The sequence below is a fragment of the Methylobacter arcticus genome, assembly GCF_050917435.1.
Taxonomy (GTDB): domain Bacteria; phylum Pseudomonadota; class Gammaproteobacteria; order Methylococcales; family Methylomonadaceae; genus Methylobacter_A; species Methylobacter_A titanis.
In genome coordinates this window covers 2,174,145-2,194,104 of the sequence record NZ_CP159583.1, presented here as the reverse complement: position 1 = coordinate 2,194,104, position 19,960 = coordinate 2,174,145, and the positions used below count along the sequence as shown (strand labels likewise).

The following is a 19,960-nucleotide window of genomic DNA, read 5'->3' as shown; positions in this document are numbered from 1 at the left end:
GCTGATTTACCGTGAGATAATCAGTTGTCACACTACAATCAGACATAAAAAAGGCCCTGCCCGGATTCTTCCAGGCAGGGCCTTTTTTATGTCTGATTGTGTTTTTGATGTTGTGCGTTGCCTCGGCAATTGCTTCTGCATTGCTCTCGATCGCTGTTCCAGACGCGATTCTACCTCCCCCATCCGTGGGGTCGTATCTTCTGCATAACCCACAGGGATGTGGGGAATGCAGATTTTTCATGGAGAAAAAATCTGTCCATGCAGCCGTAAAGCGCCTACTTTGGGTAATGGGTGGTTTGCCTAGGAGCAAATATCCGGTCATACAGTCGTGTCTGGAAATTACCCTACGCTTAATCGATAGCGTGACTTAGATCATGCTATGAGAAATAGAGAATTGGGCTAGTCGGGGTTTTCAACCCCGGCCCTTAACGTTACGCATAACGTTTCTAAGCACAAAACTTCTCAATCGTAGCAAAAATCCCCTGTATGTCCAGGCCGCATAATGACAGCAATTCCTCTCTAGTACCTTGTTCGACAAAGCTGTCCGGCAGGCCGATATTCAGCACCGGCATCAGGATTTGTTGAGTTTGCAGAAAGTCATTGACGGCACTGCCTGCACCACCAGCAAGTACGTTTTCTTCGACAGTGATTAGTACATCGTGGCTTTTGGCCAACTCAAGTATCAGTTCGGCATCAATGGGTTTGACAAAACGCATGTTGACTACGGTTGCATTTAGCTGTTTGCCCACTTCCAGTGTCGGGGTTACCATGCTGCCCCAGGCCAGAATGGCAATACGGCTGCCTTGATGACGGATTTCGGCCTTACCCAGCGGCAATGCGGTCATGGTCTTGTCGACTGCAACGCCGGGACCTTTGCCGCGCGGATAACGCACGGACGCTGGGCCTTCATGCATAAAACCGGTGTAGAGCATTTGCCGGCATTCGTTTTCGTCGGCAGGTGCCATGACCAGCATGTTGGGAATGCAGCGCATATAGCTATAATCGAAACTACCGGCATGGGTCGGTCCGTCTGGGCCGACAAGACCGGCGCGATCCAGTGCAAACAATACATCGAGGTTCTGGATGGCGACATCATGAATCATCTGGTCGTAAGCTCGTTGCAAGAACGTCGAATAAATTGCCACAACGGGTTTTGCGCCTTGGCAAGCCTGTCCTGCGGCCAATGTTACTGCGTGTTGCTCGGCAATGGCGACATCGAAATAACGCTTTGGATAACACTGCGAAAATTTGACCAGTCCAGAACCCTCGCGCATGGCCGGAGTAATGCCCAATAAACGCTCGTCTTTGGCCGCCATGTCGCAGAGCCAGTCGCCGAATACTTCGGTGTAAGTCGGGTGCGGGGAGGGCGCTGATTTGGGTAGGCAATCTTTACTGGGATCAAAAGCCGGTACACCATGATAGGCTAACGGATCTTTCTCTGCAGGCGGATAACCCTTGCCTTTTTGAGTGACGATATGCAAAAAGCGCGGTCCGCAAATATCTTTCAGATTTTCCAGCGTGGATACCAGCATGTCCATGTCATGCCCGTCTATCGGGCCAATATAATTAAAGCCCAGTTCCTCAAACAAGGTACCCGGCACGATCATGCCCTTCATGTGTTCTTCGGTGCGACGTGCCAGTTCCCAGACACTGGGCATGCTACTTAAGGCTTTTTTGCTATTTTCGCGCATCGACGAATAAAATTTGCTGGACAAAATTTTTGTCAGGTAATTATTCATCGCGCCGACCGGCGGCGAGATCGACATGTCGTTATCGTTCAGAATCACCAACAGGTTGGCATCCAGAGCGCCCGCATGATTCATCGCCTCAAAAGCCATGCCGCCGGTGATGCTGCCGTCGCCGATAATCGCGACCATTTTCTTGTCTTCGCCTTTTAACTCCGAGGCTATCGCCATGCCTAAGGCTGCACTGATCGAGGTGCTGGCATGGCCGACGCCAAACGCGTCGTATTCGCTCTCTGCCCGATTGGGAAACGCCGATACGCCGTCCTTGGTACGAATGGTGGTCATTCGTTCTTTGCGTCCGGTCAGAATCTTGTGCGGATAAGCTTGATGGCCGACGTCCCAAACCAGCTGGTCGGATGGCGTGTCGAACACGTAATGCAAGGCTATCGTTAACTCAACCGTACCTAAACCTGCGGAAAAGTGACCGCCGGAAATACTCACGGTATGGGTTAAAAAATCGCGTAGTTCTTTTGCTAAAGGTTTAAGCTGACTTTTCGACAGTTTGCGTACATCGGCTGGGGTGTTGATGTCTTTGAGCAATGGGTAGTTATGTATTGTATTCATCAAATTTCCTTGCTAGTCTGAAATATCCCCATTCAGGGGGATTATTTGAGCTTGACAACAATGCACTAGCATTATTGTCTTTTTTGGTGACCTCCTCGTTCACGGGGGAGGAACAATCCACCGACCTCTATCCGTCGGCGGGTGTCACTCGACGGATGAGGTCGAGTGTGGATTGAAACATATTAATAAAGAGGTTCGCGATAAAACATCAGGATGATGCCAATCTGAAACAAGGCGACAACAGAAATAAAACCGGCAATCTTCGAGACTGCCAGGGATGGCCGCCACGCCTGCTCCCGGTAGTCGTCGATATTCCCTCCATCCTTAGCGATCGCCGCGCTTATTCCCGATAGGCTTGCGGCATACACACCATCCCTGGCGATATCTTTGCTTGGGTTATCCAATTTTAATTCCAGCCAGCGACCACAGGCCAGAATGAGAGAGAAAATACCCATTGTGGTGTGACCGACTTGGATAAGGAAAGCACTTTTGGCTTGGAAGCCGACATGTGAATGGGTCAGTAGCATTAAACCGCCAAAAGCTGCCAGCAACGGAAAAACAAAAGGGAGTTTGCTGTTCGGGTTTTTGGTTATCCGGGCACTAAGTTCCATAATACCGAGTACAAATACCAGTAAGGTCGCAATTCGGTGCTGCAATACTTCGCCGTTATTAAAGGTGCTGTCCCAGAAACCTATCGGTCCCAAGGGCCAGGATTCTGCATCGCTACGGAAAAACAGGAAGATACCTAGTCCGACAAACCCCAGAGGCCAGTATTTGAAGTGTTCAAAGCCAGGTTTTCTAACATAAGACAACATCGCAAAAAAGCTCATTACGGTCAGGAAAATACCGGCGATGTTATGGTTATAGTTCGACCATTCGGTTGCCGCCAGCGAAGGCACTTGGCCGACAATGGCAACGCGTCCGGCTTCACCGGCTATCAACGCTGTATGTGTTGGGGAGTTTGTCATTGGAATTTGCGGTCTAAAGGTTCCCAAGACTTCCTGCCAGCTTGCTGTCAGACTGGGAATGTCGATAGCAGGTGGCTGGGAAGCCAGACTGGCGGCAGTAAATAACAAGGTAATCAGGATAAAGGTTTCCGCTTCAATATAATAAGGAACGCGGTTGTTTAATGCGTGATTATTGCCGGAAAACCCGAATTCGAAAACGGCGCTTTTATTTAACCAGGCAAAACCCAAGGCGATAGCCAGTAAGGTTATTTTTACCAGCAATAAATTGCCGTAGCCGGTACCGATCAAGCCGTTCCAGCTGTCGATGTATTGCCATGCAATAGGCAAGCCTGAAATCAGGATCATCGCAACTGAGGTTATGCCGAAGGTAGAGAAACGTTTAAGCAATAAAGGCCATAATCCAGCGGCAATCTGATTTCTGTTGCGTAACAGCCAAAGGTTGACCAGTTGAAAAACTCCGCCGATCCAGGCTGCTGCGGCCAGTTGATGGGTGACTGTCAGCGTCATTAACAGGTATTGATTTTCAAAACGCCCGGCGCCGTGTACTAGCCATGCGCCCGAAATAATCATCGGCAAAGCTACGATAGTGGCGATTATCCAGTGTTGTTTGGAAAATGGATTTTTGCTGAGGTATCGATAGCAGTAAGTTGCTAAAAATAGAGTCAGTGTCATGCGTACTATGCCGCCTATGAATTGCGTGGTTTCGGCGAATTCGGGAAACGGCGAGCGCTCAAGGACGGCGGTCATTAACCATACTTTAAGGATTATTTTGAAAAGTTGAGCGGCAGACAGCCAGAAAGCGCCTTTATAAATAAGGGCGATAGTTTTTTGCAGTAATAGCGTCGAATATCCGTCTTGGTCATGCCACGGGCGTAATACAAACAGTCCCCAAAACAGGCTGCCGATTGCTAACGAATAGCAAATCAGGTCAAACCCGCCAATCAGAGAATCGAGAAAATCAGCTATACCGGCCATTGCGTGTTTTATTTGGAAACGGAAAAATGAATAAGGTCTTCGGTTAAATGACCGTCAGCAGCAAAGACTTTAAATCTGAGTGCATAGTCACCGGATTCCAGTGGTGGAATCCGGATAATAATTTGACCTTGTTTACTGCCGTTGACGGCTGTTAATAATTGATGTTTATCGCCTTTACTGACCAGAAAAATCTGCGACAAGCCCAATTCTATCTGAGAATTAAACGACAGTTCGACTTTTGCCGGGCTGTTGGCATGAATAGGCGTGATTTTTAGCGAATAATCGGTTATCACCGCATGAGCGAAGACCCAATGTGTCTGGCACAGCGTTAATAATAACAAAATGAATTGGCATGTTTTTTTCATTACTTTTCTGCTTGATTATTTTTTGCCTTTCAACGCATGACCGGCCAGATTCTTACCTAAGTCCCAAATGGAGCCGGGAATTTGATGGGTATCGGCTATGGCTTTATCGAATGAATTGACTATCGTGTCGCGGTCTTTTTGCGTTAAGGTTAAGGGTGGCAACAGTTTAACTACGTTCATGCCATGCCCGGCGACCTGCGTTAATATGTGGTGTTCTTTAAATAAAGGTATGGTGATCATTTGACAAAATAAACCTTTATTGGCCGCTTCCAGCATCGCCCAAGCTGCCTTTAATCTTAGGCTTTTTGGCGATTGGAATTCAATGGCTATCATCATGCCTTTGCCGCGCGCTTCTTTCAGGAATTCATATTTACTGGCCATCGCATTTAGGCTGTCGATAATGTCGGTACCGATCTTCATGCTGTTTTCCACCAGTTTTTCTTCTTCCATGACATGCAGCGTAGCAAGACCAGCGGCCATCGCCATATTGTTTTTGGAGAAGGTGGAACCATGCACGACAGCCCTGTCCATACGATTATAAACGGTGTCCATGATTTTCTGGGTCATGGCGACTGCGCCGATTGGAACAAAACCGCCTGACAGGGCTTTTGCCATACAAATCATATCGGGCTTAACGTCCCAGTGATCAATGGCCCAGAATTTTCCGGTGCGTCCCAAGCCGGTCTGTACTTCATCGGCAACGAACAAGGTACCGTATTTCTTGCATAAGCGCTCGACTTCCGGCAAATAATGTTCGTCCGGCACATTAACGCCTTTACCTTGAATGGGTTCGACGACAAAAGCGGCAACATCTTTGTTGCTTAGGGCTTTTTCCAACGCGGCAAGATCGTTAAAAGGAACGGCGATGCAACCGGGCAGCAGTGGGCCAAAACCCTCGCGAAAAATATCTTCGCCGTTTAATGACAACGAACCTAGAGTCAGTCCGTGATAGCCGTGTTCGCAAAAGACAATTTTTTCACGTTTGGTGGTATAGCGGGCGAACTTGATCGCCGCTTCGACGGATTCGGTGCCGGAATTGCAAAAGAACATCTTGTTCAGATTGTCCGGTGTGGTTTTCAGAATTTCTTGTGCCAGTAACCCGCTAAGTACGGATACATCCATTTGTACCAGGTTGGGCAGTTCCAAGGTTAATGTTTCGATTAAGGCGCTAATGACTGTCGGGTGATTACGACCGATCGCAAACACGCCAAAGCCACTGAGTAAGTCCAGGTATTCCGTGCCTTCCTGGTCGTAGAGATATTGTCCGATAGCCTTTTTATAATGGCGATCGTAGCCTATGGTCTTTAACACTCTGACCATTTGATTATTTAAATGTTGTTCGTGCAGATCAAATTTATCAGTGCTGTGTTGAGAAAAAAGTTCGGCTATGCTGAATGACATTAGATACCTCAAAAAAATTAAATGCTTTTGCCGCTGAAAGCAGGCAGGACTATTAAAGAACACATCACTGTGAAAGTAAGGCCTATGGCCAAAAGTAAACCCATGCTGGCCATGCCCTGATGCGCAGTAAAAGCCAAACTGGAAAAGCTGCACAAAGTCGTTACGGAGCTGAAAATAATGCCTCGGGTAGTGCTGCTTTGCAGTAAATTTTCATCTTCGCCTATGGAGTGGTGCCTGTGCATGATCAGGATGCTGCTGTCGATACCTATGCCCAGCAGTAACGGCAGGGCGATGATATTAGCGAAATTGAATGGATTATCCAGTAATACGTTGGTCGCACCGGTTAATAAAGCGGCAAGCAATAATGGCATGACAACCAGCAAGGTCTTTCTGACGCTTCTGTACATCAGTAATAATAACACCACAATGGCAATAAAAGCACCGCTAAAGGCTTGAATAAATGCCTTGACTACGGCATCGCCACCAGCCTGATTGATAATCGGCAGGCCGGAAATTGTGTTGTTAATCGTCTGCACTTGGGTAGCAAATTCTTTCAGATTTTCAGGATTATTTTGGTCTTTTTCAGGCGTGATCAGAATTACGCAGACTAAAATCAGTGACAACAAGCCGGCGAAAGCAGCGCCTTTGCTGACGCTCTCAAGTTCTTCGTGTTCCAGGGCAGTCTCGCCAGTTATCCGTATGCTCAATGACGGGTTTTCAGCCATGATGGCGCGACTGATTTCTCGCGCTGCCGACAGCGCGACATCGGCAGGTAGCATTTCATCAAAATGCATTTTAGGCTTGGCGATGACGATAGTCCGGTTGAATTTGGTCTGTGCTCCTGCATCCTTATAGTCGTCGGTATTCGGCTTGTTTTCGGCCAATATGTTTTGCCAGGACAAATAGTGCGATTGACCGTTTAACTGATTCTTGAGGGTATCGTCGATGGCAATGAGTATCGGATTCAGGTTCATGGGCAAGCTATTGTCATGCCGGTTAAGCGCTTGGCCGATAATGCCGAACAGGCCTTCAAGATGATAATTTTGCGCCAAGTGGCCTATAAATGGCTGTGCATCGGTGAGTTTTTTGGCCAATTTATCCAGATCATTTTGATCGAGATAAAGTAAGGACTGCTGTTGGAAAAAGGCATTATCCGTGGGTATATAGACGGAGTCGAAGCGATCTTTGGCATTATCTAACTGTTCGGCAAGTTTGCCTGCAGCTTGAGAGGTTTCTTCCGGCGTTGCGGCATCAACCACAAAAATAATGGTATCGGCATCCTGGGGAAATGCCTGATTTAAGCGGGCCTGATTTTGCTGAAAAGGCAAGTCGGGAGACAACATCTCAGCGGTGTTGGTGTTAATCTCCAGATTTTTAAGGGTGTAGGGCAAAGATGCACCGCACAGCAATAGCGACAGCAACAACAGTGTCCACGGACAGCGCATGATTTGCCGTTCGCACCAGCTAAGAAGGGTGTTGAAAAAGGATGACATGCTGCTTATTAGCCTTGGCTTGGTTGTGCGGTCACATTGCTGAGTTGACTGGCAATCAATTTTAATGTGATTTTTGCGGCATTGAAATGCAGGCCAAGTCTTATCAGTCCTGGTAATTCAGTAGGGTGTCGTGCGATATATAATAATAATTTACTCAAAACGATGTCGCCGCCATTATTAAGAGAGTGATTGATGGCTTTGGGTAAATCCATACTGACTGGATCGGCAATGGCTCGAATCGCTAAAAAAGGCAGGCTGTTCTGCCGGGCAACTTTGGCTATGGCGACAGTTTCCATGTCCAACGCAATGGCACCGGTTTGGGCATATAGATGTTTTTTGTCTTGGGTGGTAGCTACGATGGTGTTGCTTTCAACTAAGCTGCCGGTATGGACTTTGAGCGTGCTTGACAGTAGATTTCTGGTGTTACTGTGCCAGTCAGAGTGAATGGAAAATTGAGCGTTATCGGCATCTATTAGGTTATCTGCCAAGACCAGATCGCCCGGTTTTAATGTTTCGCTGAGGGCAGCGGCGCAACCCCAGCTGATCAAGCAGGTCGCACCTTGTGCAATCAATAACTCGGATGCAGCCTGTGCATTGTTGGCACCTGCGCCGGAATAAGCGAGAACGATAGCGTCGCTAATAAAAACACTGCTCCCCTTATCAATTTTTTTTGAGGTCAGGGTACTGAGTTCTTCCGGTAAAGCAACAATAATGCCGGTGATCAATTTTTATCGCCAGGGACGACGTGTATGCCACAAGCCGGCAGGGAACCGGCGTGGCGATCGCCAGGGACGGCGTGTATGTCGCTTGTAGGGATGACCGACCGGTCGTCCTTGAGTTCGTTACGGTAGCGCGCTAATGCCCAAAGTGGGAAGAACTTGTCGTAACCATGGTATTTAAGATAAAAAACTTTAGGAAAGCCAGGTGCGGTAAAACATTCATCATTCCATACGCCGTCAGCTTGCTGGTTGCGCAAGATAAAATCGATGCCAGCTTTTACTTCGGGGCTGTGCGCATCGCCGGCAGCCATGAGTCCTAAGACTGCCCAAGCCGTTTGGAATGCGGTGCTAAAGTGATATTTTCCGCTATGGTTGGTATCGTGATAGCTGTAGTTGTCTTCGCCCCAGCCGCCATCGCCACGTTGTACGCTTTTTAGCCAAGCTGCGGCTTTAGTGTACAGCGGATCGCTTTTAGCTAGGCTGGTTTGCTCGAGTCCAAGTAATGCCGACCATGTGCCGTAGATATAGTTGGTGCCCCAGCGACCAAACCAGGAACCATCTTGTTCTTGCTCACTGCGGATATAGTCGATAGTGCGCTCTAACGCAGGCAAATATTCATCGTGATTTTGAGCCACTCTAGCCATCAGCATGGCACAGCGTGCGCTGACATCGGAAGTAGGCGGATCTAATAACGCGCCATGATCGGCAAAGGGAATTTCGTTCAAATAATGGTAGGTATTATCGACATCGAATGCGCCGTAACCGCCATTTTTAGACTGCATGCCGATTATCCAGCGGGTTGCCCGATGTATCGATTCATCCAGATGCGGCAGGTTCGATTCCGCCATGGCGAAGGCAACAATAGCTGTGTCATCGACATCGGGGTAATGCGGATTCTCAAATTGAAATGCCCAGCCGCCGCCTGCTAAATCAGGCTTGGAGATTCTCCAATCACCCGGTTCCTCGGACAGTTGCTTGCTTTTAAGCCAATCGTAGGCGCGAGTCAGGCTTTGACCGTTACCTATCTTGTCAGATTCCTGTAAAGCCAGTGCGGCAAGGGCTGTATCCCAAACCGGCGATAAGCACGGTTGGCAGTAGGCATCATGCTCATTGATGACCAATAACTTGTCGATGGCTTTACGTGCGGTGATCATCAACTCATGATCTTTAGGCATCTCAAGTAGCAGTAAAGCTTCGTAAGCGGCCATCATGGCGGGAGAAATTCCACCCAGGCCATCTTCGCCATTTAGGCGTTCGATAATCCAGTCTTTGGCTTTTTCGATGGCAAGATTGTGCAGTTTTTTGGGGATTAACGGTCGTGTTGCTTTGCCCAGTTTATCCAAACCTAGAAAAATCTTATTTAATGCCGTTCTTTCAGGAAAGTAGTGTTGTTCTTCGTCCGGATGGGTGGTGAATAGTTCCCGTATAGTAATGTTGTTTGGATTTTTTGCTGTCGCTTTTAAGGTGCAAAGAATAAACAGCGGTACCATAACGGTTCTGGACCAGTAGGATACTTTATCCAAATGGAAGGGAAACCAGCTGGGAAATAGCATGATTTCGACAGGAATATACGGAACGCCGCGCCAGGGTAATTGCTTAAAGGTTGCCAGTGCAATACGGGTAAACACATTGGCTTTTGCCGCACCGCCTTGGTTGAGGATGTAATCCCTTAATCGGCTCATGTGCGGTGCATCGATAGCATCGCCCGCCATTTTCAAGGCGAAATAGGCTTTAACGCTGCAACTAAGGTCGCCCGCACCGCCGGTAAACAGCGGGTAGCTGCCATTTTCAGCTTGACGAGATCTTAGATAGTTGGCGATTTTGGCCTGTAGCGGTTTATCAATTTCACCCAGATAGTGCATCATCATGATGTATTCTGACGGGATCGAGCAGTCTGCTTCGAGTTCGAACACCCAATAGCCGTCTTTGTCCTGCAGGCTTAGTAATTTGTCCTGCGCTTTGTTGATGGCTCGATTAAGATCAGCTGTGTAGTGATTAACGGTATTCGAGGCGCTCGAAATAGTGCAGGTATTTATCGCTGAATTTGTTTCGTTAAACATAGGTTGCGTCCTTAAAGGTTTGTCTTGGCTTTTGAGGATGGTGTTGAATACGTCCAGTCGGGTGTTTTGAGTTCGCGACTTGTTACATTGAACAGCAAGCTAATCAGGGTGTTGCTGCGTCCGGTTAATCGGGTCGCAAGAATAGTCGCCTTAACACTGTTGCGAGTAATTTTTACTTGGCTGGAATTGTGAAAATCCAGATTTTGCTTGATCTTTTTTAAGGTTAGAACGGCCATGCCTAACGCCCAAAGACAGAAGTTGCGGAGGCCGGTTTCATGCGTGGGAAGCAGTTGTGTGTACTTCAGCGCATTCTGTAAATGATGGTGAGCGATGCTGATTAAGTGCTCCAAACCTTCCCTGAAGTTTTCTGAATGGGTTTCCGGTGTCAGGTTTTTAAGATCGAACCCTGTTTCGGTAAAAATATCCTGCGGTAACCAGCAAACGCCACGTTCTGCATCATCCCATATATCTTTTAATATGTTGGTCATTTGCAGTCCCTGACCGAAAGATACCGACAGGCTAAGCAGTTCGTCTTTGTGTTGAGCAATTTCCGGCGAGTAATGGCAAAAAAGCTTGGCCAGCATTTCGCCTACGCAACCGGCAACGTAATAGCAATATCTGTCCATATCGGCGAGTGTTTCAAGACCGCCATGCAGATCCATGGCCTGAAAGATCGGCATGCCTTCGGCCATGGTTTCTACGCAAGTAGCCAATGCTTCGATTTGATCGGGGTCGAGTTTATGAGTAATTTGAATAACGCGTGGCAATACATGAATTAAGGCGTGCTCGGCAGGAATGGTTTGCTCAGAAAGCAGCGGCGCAAGTTCTACAGCAAACGGCTCTGAATTGTTTCCGGTTTTTACGACATGAATAAACTCTGAGCAAAAATATTTTTTTTGTTCAGAGGATAGGGAAACTTCATCTTCTATAGTGTCGACAATGCGACATAACAAATAGGCGTTAGCGACTGCGCCGTATAATTTTTCCGGCAACTGTGGAATAGTCAGCGCAAATGTTCTGGAGACGCCTTCAAGTATTAATGCCTGAAATTCATCGTCAGAACATTTGCTGAGTGATTTTGGATTATCCAAGGATATTTGAGTTTCACTCATGATATTTTTGCTGTCGACCTACAAGGTAAAATTAAGTTGATTAATAACAATAATAGACTGTTTGTTGGTATTTTGCAAAGCAATGTTGTTTTGTTGCAAATACGCACACCCTGTAATTCAGGAAAGAAGTTTATTGCTAATTAAAATAGTAAGTTATTGGTATTTTTCGGGTATTTGTGCGGGCAGTATGCGGTTGCGCTCTGTGTGGTCGATCTACGCATGCGCACTATAAAACTGGAGTCATCAGTTAAAAGATAGTATTCTAGTCAGCAATAGATAAACGGTTGTATTATATAATAGCTTTGCGTGTATTACCTGATTTTTGTTGTGTAAATGCAGTAGGCGTTTGTATTATATTAGGTGTTTTTGGGTTGTTGTTTTATTGATACAAGTTTATCGTCTTGTAGTGTATGTGCTTTCAGGGCGTTCATTTTTATGTGGGCGTCATTAAATTTATCGAAGTTTTTTTTGGAGGGTTTGCTCGTGGGAGTTCCTTTACGTCAGCAGTTAGCCGTAGGTAGTTATTTGATTAAGCAAAAGTTGAAAGGAGTTAAGAAATATCCTTTGGTGCTGATGCTTGAGCCTTTGTTTCGTTGCAATTTGGCCTGTGAAGGCTGCGGTAAAATTGATTACGAAGACGATATTCTCGACCAGCGTCTTTCCTTTGAAGAATGCATGCAGGCTGTAGACGAATGCGGTGCTCCGATGGTGTCGATTCCAGGAGGGGAGCCGCTGATCCATAAAGAAATGCCGCAGATTGTTGCCGGTATCGTTGCCCGCAAGAAATATGTTTATCTGTGCACTAATGCGTTGTTGTTGAAAAAGAAGATCGGCGACTATACGCCGTCGCCTTATCTGACTTTCTCCATCCATCTCGATGGCATGAAAGAACGGCATGATGCCTCGGTGTGTCAGGATGGTGTTTTTGATCGCGCAGTGGAGGCGATAAAGCTGGCGCTGGCAAAGGGTTTCAGAGTCACCGTCAACTGTACCTTGTTTCAAGGCGAAACGCCGGAAAATGTTGCCGAATTTCTCGATTTTGCCATGGAGTTGGGCATTGAAGGTGCCACTATCGCACCTGGATTCAGCTACGAACGCGCCCCGCAGCAGGACGTTTTTATTAAAAGCAAGGATACCAAGAAATTATTCCGGGGTATTTTTGAAATCGGCAAGACGCGAAAGTGGAAGCTGAATCACTCGACGCTTTATCTTGATTTTCTGGCGGGTAATCAGGGTTATCAGTGCACGCCATGGGGCAACCCAACGCGGAATGTGTTTGGCTGGCAGAAACCCTGTTATTTGTTGTCTGACGAAGGTTATGCGTCAAGTTTCAAGGAGTTGCTGGACGACACGCCCTGGGAAAAGTACGGCACGGTTAATAATCCTAAATGCGCACAATGCATGGCGCATTGTGGTTTTGAAGCGACTGCGGTTGAAGACATGTTGAGTCATCCGTTAAAGGCCTTGTGGACTTCGATTAGAGGCCCAAAAACCGATGGAGATATGGTGCCTGAGGCCACTCCCGAGTACGCAAGAGTAGAGCGATCATCAACCCTTGCAGGCATTCCTGTGAGAGTAGAGCTTGTCGATTAAAATTTATTTAGGCCAAAGGCTAAAGGAAAGGGGGGGGGTTCGCTCTTCGCCTTTTGCCTGGCTTAAATTGGTTTTCACGAGGTATTTTGATTATGGGTCTAAAAAGTATGAAGTTAGCTGCGGTTTTTATGCTTCTTTTGTTTGGGACAGTGAACGCTTTTGCTGTGGATGAAGGTGGGGCAACTGCAAGACAGGTCGTAGAGAAATTTCAGTCCGACCTCATTGATGTGATGAAGGACGGCAAGAAATTGGGCTATGCCGGAAGATATGAGAAGCTCAAGAATCCTGTTTCCAACAGCCACGAATTGACAAAAATTGCCCGTATTGTGGTCGGTAAGGAGTGGGAGAAGTTATCCGAAGAGCAACAACAGAAGCTGGTCGATGTCTTCAGTCAGTTGAGTATTGCCTCTTATGCGCATAACTTTAAGGATTATTCGGGGGAATCATTTGTATTCGATTCGGAAGAAGAAACAACAAGAGGCGGTGTTGTTGTGCATTCTCACTTTCTTATTCCTGGTGACAAGCCCGTTAAGTTTGATTACATGTTAAAGGAGAAGGGCAATAGCTGGCGTATTATTAATATTATCGCCAACGGTGTCAGTGATTTGGCCTTGAAAAGGTCGGAATATACGACTATTTTGCAGCGTGAAGGTTTTGATGTATTAATAACCAAAATTAACGAAAAAATTAATAATTATTCAAAACAATAGGTTTTATGCCGATGAATAGACTACACAAAGGCAATCGTAGCGTTAAAATGCAACATACATTCTCAGGGTTGTTGATTGTCGTTGCGCTCACTCTGGGGGGGTGTGCAACAACAGGTGATGTTGCACGCCAAACTGTAGTGAGCAAGACCGATCCCTATGAAAACGTTAATAGAAAAATATTTGGTTTTAACGATAGCGTCGATAATTATGTAGCCGAACCTGTTTCAACTGCCTATAAGTGGATAACTCCGCAGTGCATGCAAACGGGTGTGTTCAACTTCTTTAATAATCTGAAAAATGTGAACGTGGTTATTAATGATGTTTTACAGGCTAAATTTTCACAAGGCGCTGAAGATACCGGACGTTTTGCTATCAATTCAACAATAGGTCTGGGTGGTCTGGTTGATGTGGCCAAGCATGTGGGACTGGAGCAAAATGAGGAGGATTTTGATCAGACGCTGGCGGTATGGGGTGTGCCTCAAGGTTCTTATCTAGTGCTGCCTATTCTGGGGCCGTCAACTGCGCGTGGTATTCCAGGAGCGGTATTTGATACGGCGGCAAATCCAGTCACTTATATAGGTATGCCTGTGCAGTTGTTGTCTATGCTGAATGCCAGAGCTAGTGCGGAGGGGGCGTTAAAGTTCATTGATGAAGCTGCGTTAGACCCTTATGTATTTACGCGCGAATCTTTTTTGCAGTGGCGTAATAATCTGGCTACGGATGGAAAGGCGGAGGCATCATTCGATATAGATAATTTTGAAGATGAGTCGCTTGACGGCGATAATAGCGCGGCTTTTAGCCAAGACTCGTCTGGTGATGCTCATACAGACAAACCAGGTTTTTCTCTGCGCCTAGACGAAAAGACTCAAAAAATTGAGCAAGTTTCGTATTCATTTAGCAGTGTCGCCCAATCATTTGACGCTACCGCCAAGTCATTTGAAGAGGCCGGTAACAAGCTGGATAAACTGGAAACATTAAAAAGACGTAGATAAAGAAGGCGAAAGGTAAAAGGCGAAGAGCGGGCGTGTTGAATCGCCTTGCGCCTTTTGCCCTTCGCCTCATTTTGACTAATAATGTAATAAAGAATGGACTTCGTAATCCTTTAGTTTTTCTCTTCCCTTCAGAAAATCCAACTCCACCACAAAGGCGCAAGCCTCTACCTTTGCACCCAATTGTTCAACTAATTCACAGCTGGCTTTTGCCGTTCCGCCGGAAGCCAGTAGGTCATCAATCAGTAAAACATGATCGTTCGCATCGAAAGCGTCGATATGCGCCTCTAGTGTGGCTGAACCATATTCAAGGTCATACGAGACACTTTGCACATCGTAAGGCAGTTTTCCCGGTTTTCTCAATGGCACAAACGGAAGCCCCAGCTCCCAAGCAACCAGAGAGCCGAAAATAAAACCGCGTGCCTCCATCCCTGCAACTGCGGTGATATTTCTGCCTAAAAAGGGTTGTAGCAGTTGATGAACGGAAAGTCTTAGTGTCGCGGGGTCCTTTACCAGTGGTGTAATATCCTTGAAGATAATGCCTGGTTTCGGGAAATCGGGGATGTCGCGGATTTTATCTCTTAATCGGTTCATATTTTTGTACTATTGCAATGAATAGGTGGGGGAAGGTTATATAAATTTACGAAATTTCTGTATTGCCGCAAACTTTTTTGTTGTGTAGGCTTGATTTAGGCAAGCTAGTTTAATTAAAAATAGCTTCGAAAGAATAGCCGTTGCATTCCAGGATTTCTTTCATTTTTTTTAAGCCATCCATTTGGATTTGTCTGACACGTTCTCGGGTTACGCCCAGTTCTTGAGCAACCTGTTCAAGGGTAGAGTCTTCATAACCGCAAAGCCCATAACGGCGACAAATAACTTCACGTTGTTTTTCAGAAAGTTGAAGTACCCATTTCGCAATGTTATGTCTAATGCAGTCTTCTTGTATTTTTTCAGCGGGCGATAAACTATTGCTATCAGAAATTGACTCTACCAAAGGTTTATCAAAATCCTTGCCGGTCGGCATATCTATTGATGAAACCCGCTCGTTAAGTTTAAGCATTTTTGCAACTTTATGAATCGGTATGTCCAGATGAGCTGCAATATCTTCGGCATTAGGTTCATGATCGAGTAACGGTGCTAAATGACGCTGAACTTTAAGATAAGTGTTCATTTCCTTGACAACATGAATCGGCAAACGGATAGTTCGCGTTTGATTCATAATGGCCCGTTCGATAGTTTGCCTGATCCACCAAGTGGCATAGGTTGAAAATCTAAAACCTCTTTCAGGATCAAATTTTTCAACGGCGCGCATCAAGCCCAGATTGCCTTCCTCAATCAAATCCAGCAGTGGCAAGCCTCTATTTAGGTAGCGACGGGAAATTTTAACGACTAAGCGTAAATTACTTTCGATCATGATTTTTCGGGCAGCTTCATCGCCTAGCAAAGCTCTAGATCCATAAAATTTTTCTTGGTCGGCAGTCAGTAATTGTGAGTGAGATAGTTCGTTTAAATAAACGCGTGTCGCATCCATGCTCTTATCTTGCAGCGAGGCATGGGTAATTATCTGGTCAATATCCGATGTTTCAGCGATAGCTGAATTTTTCTGGGGATCATCGTCAAAAGACAACTCATCATCAAATAATAGACCAACATCATCGTCCAATAGCTCAACTAATTCTGCCTTCATGATAACCTCTACATTGTTCGACCAAAAAAGCCGAAATGGTTTTATTATTTGCCCGGTAAAAAGTTAAGTGGATTCACCGGTTTTCCGTTTTTTCTTATTTCAAAATGCAGCGAGGCTTGGTTTGATTTCGCGGAATTTGATTGTGCTTGACCTGCTTTTGCAATAACCTCGCCTTTGTCCACCGTACGCCCCTCTGTAACAAGCAGTTGGCTGTTATTGGCATAAGCGCTTAAATATAAATTGTTGTGTTTTATAATAAGCAAATTACCGTAGCCAATGAGGCCTTGTCCGCTATAGACAACTTTGCCTGCTTCAGCCGCACTGACGTCTTGTCCTGTTTTTCCGGCTATATCAATACCTTTGTTATGAGCTGGAGAAAAATATTTTAAAATCTTTCCTTTGATTGGCCATTGAAAGTTTAACTTTAACATGACTGTATTATCAATTGAAATAATTGATTTTTTTTGTGGGCTACTTCCGTTTTTTTCAGCAATATTATTAAAAGGTTGGCTTTTATATGGCGGGTTGTCAGTTAGATTGGGTTTGTTATTTAATGAAATAACGGTTTTTTTCTGCGGGCTGATTCTGTTTTCTGCAGTTGCAGCGACGATGATTTGTTTTATCTTTGATTGCGCTTCCTCATCGATGTGATTATGCATGGGCTTGTTTCCCAAGTTCGGATCGGAGAGTCTTATTTTTTGATCTATTTCTATCGTATAAGGGGTGGCGATCCGGTTCCATTGCGCTAATTGCTGATAATTTATGTCATAAATCAGGCTTATTGCATATAAGGTGTCACCTTTTTTTACCTGGTGATATTTTGTATTGTCTTTTGCAATATCAGGAGTATTTGTGGTTACAGGGGCATAGTTTTGCGGTAATACCGTACAGCTATCCACTAAAGCCAGCAATATTACAATAAAAACAAGCTTTGAATTAGCGAATCTCATAGAAGGTTATTTTTTTAATAAAAGCTTTTTAGCCAGATTTATTTTTGCGGCCAAATAGTTTGATCCGCCACGATCGGGATGGATTTTTTGCATGAGTTTACGATGAGCGGCAATAATTTCAGCTTCCGATGCGCCTATCTTCAAATCCAACACTTCATAGGCTTCTTCAATCGACATATTATCTTTAGAAGTTTCTTTGTTGGATCGTTGCGATGTGTTTTGTTTTGCAGAATTAAATTGTGACCATAGTCGATGAAAATAGGGCGCATAACGTAACAATGCCGGCATTAAGCGGAGTATAAAAGCAATAGCCACACCTGTCAGAGCAAAAAGCCAGTTCAAGCGACCGGTTACGGTTAAATAAAGTACAACCAGTCCTGTAACCGATAGAAACAAAAGCTTAGTATAACGAGCCAATACAGCTGGCGAGGTTTTTAAAAACGCACGCATGCCAAAAAATGCAATGATGATCAATATCAACATTAGGTAAAGTCGAATCAAGGTTTACTCCTGGATGAATGATCTGTTTAAGGCCGCTCTCAAGGTTTTTTTCCATACCTAGATCTCTGTAGTGCCATGGATGATGCCAATTCCGTAAGACTTGTTAGAGCAGTTACGGCTAGGTATCCATAGTATTCGAATAAATAATACCTTAAAATATGACATCTTATGATAACAATTTAATGTGGGTTGATATGTTAAATGACAAAGTTTCAGTTCTGGGTTTTGCCGCCGCAAGCGGAACCGGTAAAACCACGTTATTGACCCAATTGATTCCGATTTTAAAACAAAACGGTTTGCGCATCGGCTTGATCAAGCATAGTCATCATAATTTTGACATTGACCAGTCAGGAAAAGATAGTTTTCGCTTGCGGGAAGCCGGAGCCTCGCCAGTTATGCTGGTATCCCGGTATCGGCGGGCGATTATTACCGAATTGGTCCCGGAACAAGAGCCCCGCTTGGAGGATCAGTTAAAGCAATTCGATCAAGTTGAACTGGATTTGATTTTGGTGGAAGGCTTTAAGTCGGAAAAATTTCCTAAAATTGAATTGCATCGATCTGTGCTTGAACAACCCCTACTTTACCCCAATGATCCGGACATCATCGCAATAGCGACCGATGTGGCGCTAAAAACGCCAGATTATTTGATGCAATTGGAATTGAATCATCCAGAAACGATTGCCGAATTTATCCAAAACCATGTGATGAAAAACTATGCTCGACTCATGTAGCCCAGAATCCAGACCGTTATTGTCTCTTGAAAACGCGCTGGATAGCATCAAAGCCGCTATACAACCGGTAAGCGGTACAGAAAAACTGACCTTAAAAAATGCCTTGGGCCGAGTGTTGGCCGAATCGGTTTATTCACCGATCAATATTCCCCGTGACAGGAATGCAGCGATGGATGGCTATGCGTTTTCCAGTTGCGGCAGGGTTGGTGGGCAGGCGTTCATGCTAGCTTTAGTAGGGATTTCCTGGGCTGGACGGCCATTTCAAGGTCAGTTGCAAGCCGGTCAGTGCGTCAGGATTTTTACCGGAGCAGTCGTGCCGGAACAGGCCGACTCAGTCATCATGCAGGAACAGGTACAGGTTCATGAGCAAAGTGTCTATTTTCCGGCGGACACCCGAGTGCTGCAAAATATCCGGGAAATCGGCGAAGACGTAAATGAAGGATATTGTTTACTAGCGCAGCCCAAAAAACTAACAGCGGTTGATCTGGGTTTGCTGGCTTCTGCCGGTGTTGACCAGGTTACCGTTAAACGACAGGTAAAAATCGCCCATTTCTCTACCGGTGATGAACTGACTGCATTAGGTCGGCCGCTGGAACCAGGGAAAATCTACGACAGCAATCGCATTATGTTGGGCGGATTATTGGCAGGTCCCGGTTACAGTGTCACTGATTTAGGCGTTATTCCCGATAATAAACAACTGCTTGAAGACAGTTTTATTGAAGCATCTAAGCACCATGATGTGATCATAACCACCGGCGGCGCTTCAGTCGGTGAGGCCGATTATGTCAAAGAAATCCTGCAAAACTGTGGGAAAGTCAATTTTTGGAAAATGGCGATAAAACCCGGAAAACCCTTGGCTTTCGGTAAGATAGGGCAATGTCATTTTTTTGGTTTGCCCGGCAATCCGGTTGCCGTAGTGGTAACCTATCAGCAGATAGTGGCTCCCGCGCTTAGGCAGCTTTCCGGGGCTCCGCTTGCCAAGCCGTTAAGATTGACCGCGACCTGTATCACCGCTTTAAAGAAAGCTCCTGGACGACAGGAATATCAGCGCGGCATCCTCAGTCAAGATGAGTGCGGCGAGTTTTTTGTCGCCACAGCGGGGCGGCAGGGTTCAAATATCCTCAGCTCTATGAGTCAGAGTGACTGTTATATCGTCTTGCCAAGAGAGTGTGCTGGTGTACCAGCAGGCGACAAGGTCATTGTTGAGCCGTTTAGTTTGTTGATATAGCGACTTACTTAGTAGCAAGCTTAAAAACCGTAACGACGTTCAAACAAGATACGCCTTCGGGTAACAACAAGCATTCACTGTTCGTAGCTGCTCAGCAGTTAGAAAAATGGAACGCAGAGGCCAAAAGTAGGCGCTTACTTTTGGCCTCTGCGTTCCATTATTGCGTTCT

Annotated in this window: 17 protein-coding genes; 5 read left to right on the top strand and 12 right to left on the bottom strand. The window is 45.8% G+C overall.

Translation table 11 applies throughout. From position 1 onward, the window contains the following. Positions 1-446 precede the first annotated feature (446 nt). The 8 genes from dxs to ABXJ76_RS10440 form a co-directional block, all read right to left on the bottom strand. A complete protein-coding gene (gene dxs, locus ABXJ76_RS10475; protein ID WP_432740410.1) occupies positions 447-2,309 on the bottom strand; it encodes a 1-deoxy-D-xylulose-5-phosphate synthase in 1,863 nt (620 codons plus the stop codon). A 182-nt stretch (positions 2,310-2,491) separates the two neighbouring features. Further along, complete coding sequence (locus tag ABXJ76_RS10470) at positions 2,492-4,252, bottom strand: copper resistance D family protein (protein ID WP_432740409.1); 1,761 nt, start codon at positions 4,250-4,252, stop codon at positions 2,492-2,494. 8 nt (positions 4,253-4,260) lie between these two features. Continuing rightward, positions 4,261-4,617, bottom strand: coding sequence for a copper resistance CopC family protein (locus ABXJ76_RS10465; protein WP_432740408.1), 357 nt, complete (start codon positions 4,615-4,617; stop codon positions 4,261-4,263). 15 nt (positions 4,618-4,632) lie between these two features. Further along, the gene (locus ABXJ76_RS10460; RefSeq protein WP_432740406.1) at positions 4,633-6,018 is read right to left on the bottom strand and encodes an aspartate aminotransferase family protein; all 1,386 of its coding nucleotides are present in this window, start codon (positions 6,016-6,018) and stop codon (positions 4,633-4,635) included. Between the two features lie 17 nt (positions 6,019-6,035). Then, a complete protein-coding gene (locus tag ABXJ76_RS10455) occupies positions 6,036-7,511 on the bottom strand; it encodes an MMPL family transporter (protein ID WP_432740405.1) in 1,476 nt (491 codons plus the stop codon). Positions 7,512-7,519: 8 nt separating this feature from the next. Beyond that, the gene (locus ABXJ76_RS10450) at positions 7,520-8,236 is read right to left on the bottom strand and encodes a phosphorylase (protein ID WP_432740404.1); all 717 of its coding nucleotides are present in this window, start codon (positions 8,234-8,236) and stop codon (positions 7,520-7,522) included. Next, the gene (gene shc, locus ABXJ76_RS10445) at positions 8,233-10,290 is read right to left on the bottom strand and encodes a squalene--hopene cyclase (RefSeq protein ID WP_432740403.1); all 2,058 of its coding nucleotides are present in this window, start codon (positions 10,288-10,290) and stop codon (positions 8,233-8,235) included. Before shc ends, ABXJ76_RS10450 begins: the two co-directional genes overlap by 4 nt. Positions 10,291-10,301: 11 nt before the next feature. After that, positions 10,302-11,402: a phytoene/squalene synthase family protein gene (locus ABXJ76_RS10440; RefSeq protein WP_432740402.1), complete on the bottom strand. Its 1,101-nt coding sequence runs from the start codon at positions 11,400-11,402 to the stop codon at positions 10,302-10,304. A gap of 483 nt (positions 11,403-11,885) precedes the next feature. Here ABXJ76_RS10440 and hpnH point away from each other — a divergent pair, with 483 nt between their 5' ends. The 3 genes from hpnH to ABXJ76_RS10425 all read left to right on the top strand — a co-directional run bounded on the left by hpnH (position 11,886) and on the right by ABXJ76_RS10425 (position 14,697). Continuing rightward, positions 11,886-12,995, top strand: coding sequence for an adenosyl-hopene transferase HpnH (hpnH, locus tag ABXJ76_RS10435; RefSeq protein WP_432740400.1), 1,110 nt, complete (start codon positions 11,886-11,888; stop codon positions 12,993-12,995). Between the two features lie 92 nt (positions 12,996-13,087). Then, positions 13,088-13,705 carry an ABC transporter substrate-binding protein gene (locus tag ABXJ76_RS10430; RefSeq protein WP_432740399.1) on the top strand — a complete coding sequence of 206 codons (618 nt, stop codon included), beginning with the start codon at positions 13,088-13,090 and terminating at the stop codon, positions 13,703-13,705. Between the two features lie 47 nt (positions 13,706-13,752). Continuing rightward, positions 13,753-14,697, top strand: a complete 945-nt coding sequence (locus tag ABXJ76_RS10425) for an MlaA family lipoprotein (protein ID WP_432740398.1) — start codon at positions 13,753-13,755, stop codon at positions 14,695-14,697. 75 nt (positions 14,698-14,772) lie between these two features. Here the strand turns inward: ABXJ76_RS10425 and ABXJ76_RS10420 are convergent, their stop codons facing one another. The 4 genes from ABXJ76_RS10420 to ABXJ76_RS10405 all read right to left on the bottom strand — a co-directional run bounded on the left by ABXJ76_RS10420 (position 14,773) and on the right by ABXJ76_RS10405 (position 17,832). Then, a complete protein-coding gene (locus ABXJ76_RS10420; RefSeq protein WP_432740397.1) occupies positions 14,773-15,288 on the bottom strand; it encodes an adenine phosphoribosyltransferase in 516 nt (171 codons plus the stop codon). A gap of 109 nt (positions 15,289-15,397) precedes the next feature. Further along, positions 15,398-16,381 (bottom strand): RNA polymerase sigma factor RpoS, encoded by a 984-nt coding sequence (gene rpoS / locus ABXJ76_RS10415; RefSeq protein WP_432740396.1) that lies wholly within the window; start codon positions 16,379-16,381, stop codon positions 15,398-15,400. A 44-nt stretch (positions 16,382-16,425) separates the two neighbouring features. Beyond that, complete coding sequence (locus tag ABXJ76_RS10410) at positions 16,426-17,331, bottom strand: peptidoglycan DD-metalloendopeptidase family protein (protein ID WP_432740395.1); 906 nt, start codon at positions 17,329-17,331, stop codon at positions 16,426-16,428. A 6-nt stretch (positions 17,332-17,337) separates the two neighbouring features. Continuing rightward, complete coding sequence (locus ABXJ76_RS10405; RefSeq protein ID WP_432740394.1) at positions 17,338-17,832, bottom strand: DnaJ domain-containing protein; 495 nt, start codon at positions 17,830-17,832, stop codon at positions 17,338-17,340. A 194-nt stretch (positions 17,833-18,026) separates the two neighbouring features. Here ABXJ76_RS10405 and mobB point away from each other — a divergent pair, with 194 nt between their 5' ends. Beyond that, the gene (gene mobB, locus ABXJ76_RS10400) at positions 18,027-18,563 is read left to right on the top strand and encodes a molybdopterin-guanine dinucleotide biosynthesis protein B (protein WP_432740393.1); all 537 of its coding nucleotides are present in this window, start codon (positions 18,027-18,029) and stop codon (positions 18,561-18,563) included. Then, complete coding sequence (gene moeA, locus ABXJ76_RS10395; RefSeq protein ID WP_432740392.1) at positions 18,547-19,791, top strand: molybdopterin molybdotransferase MoeA; 1,245 nt, start codon at positions 18,547-18,549, stop codon at positions 19,789-19,791. Before mobB ends, moeA begins: the two co-directional genes overlap by 17 nt. Positions 19,792-19,960: the final 169 nt, after the last annotated feature.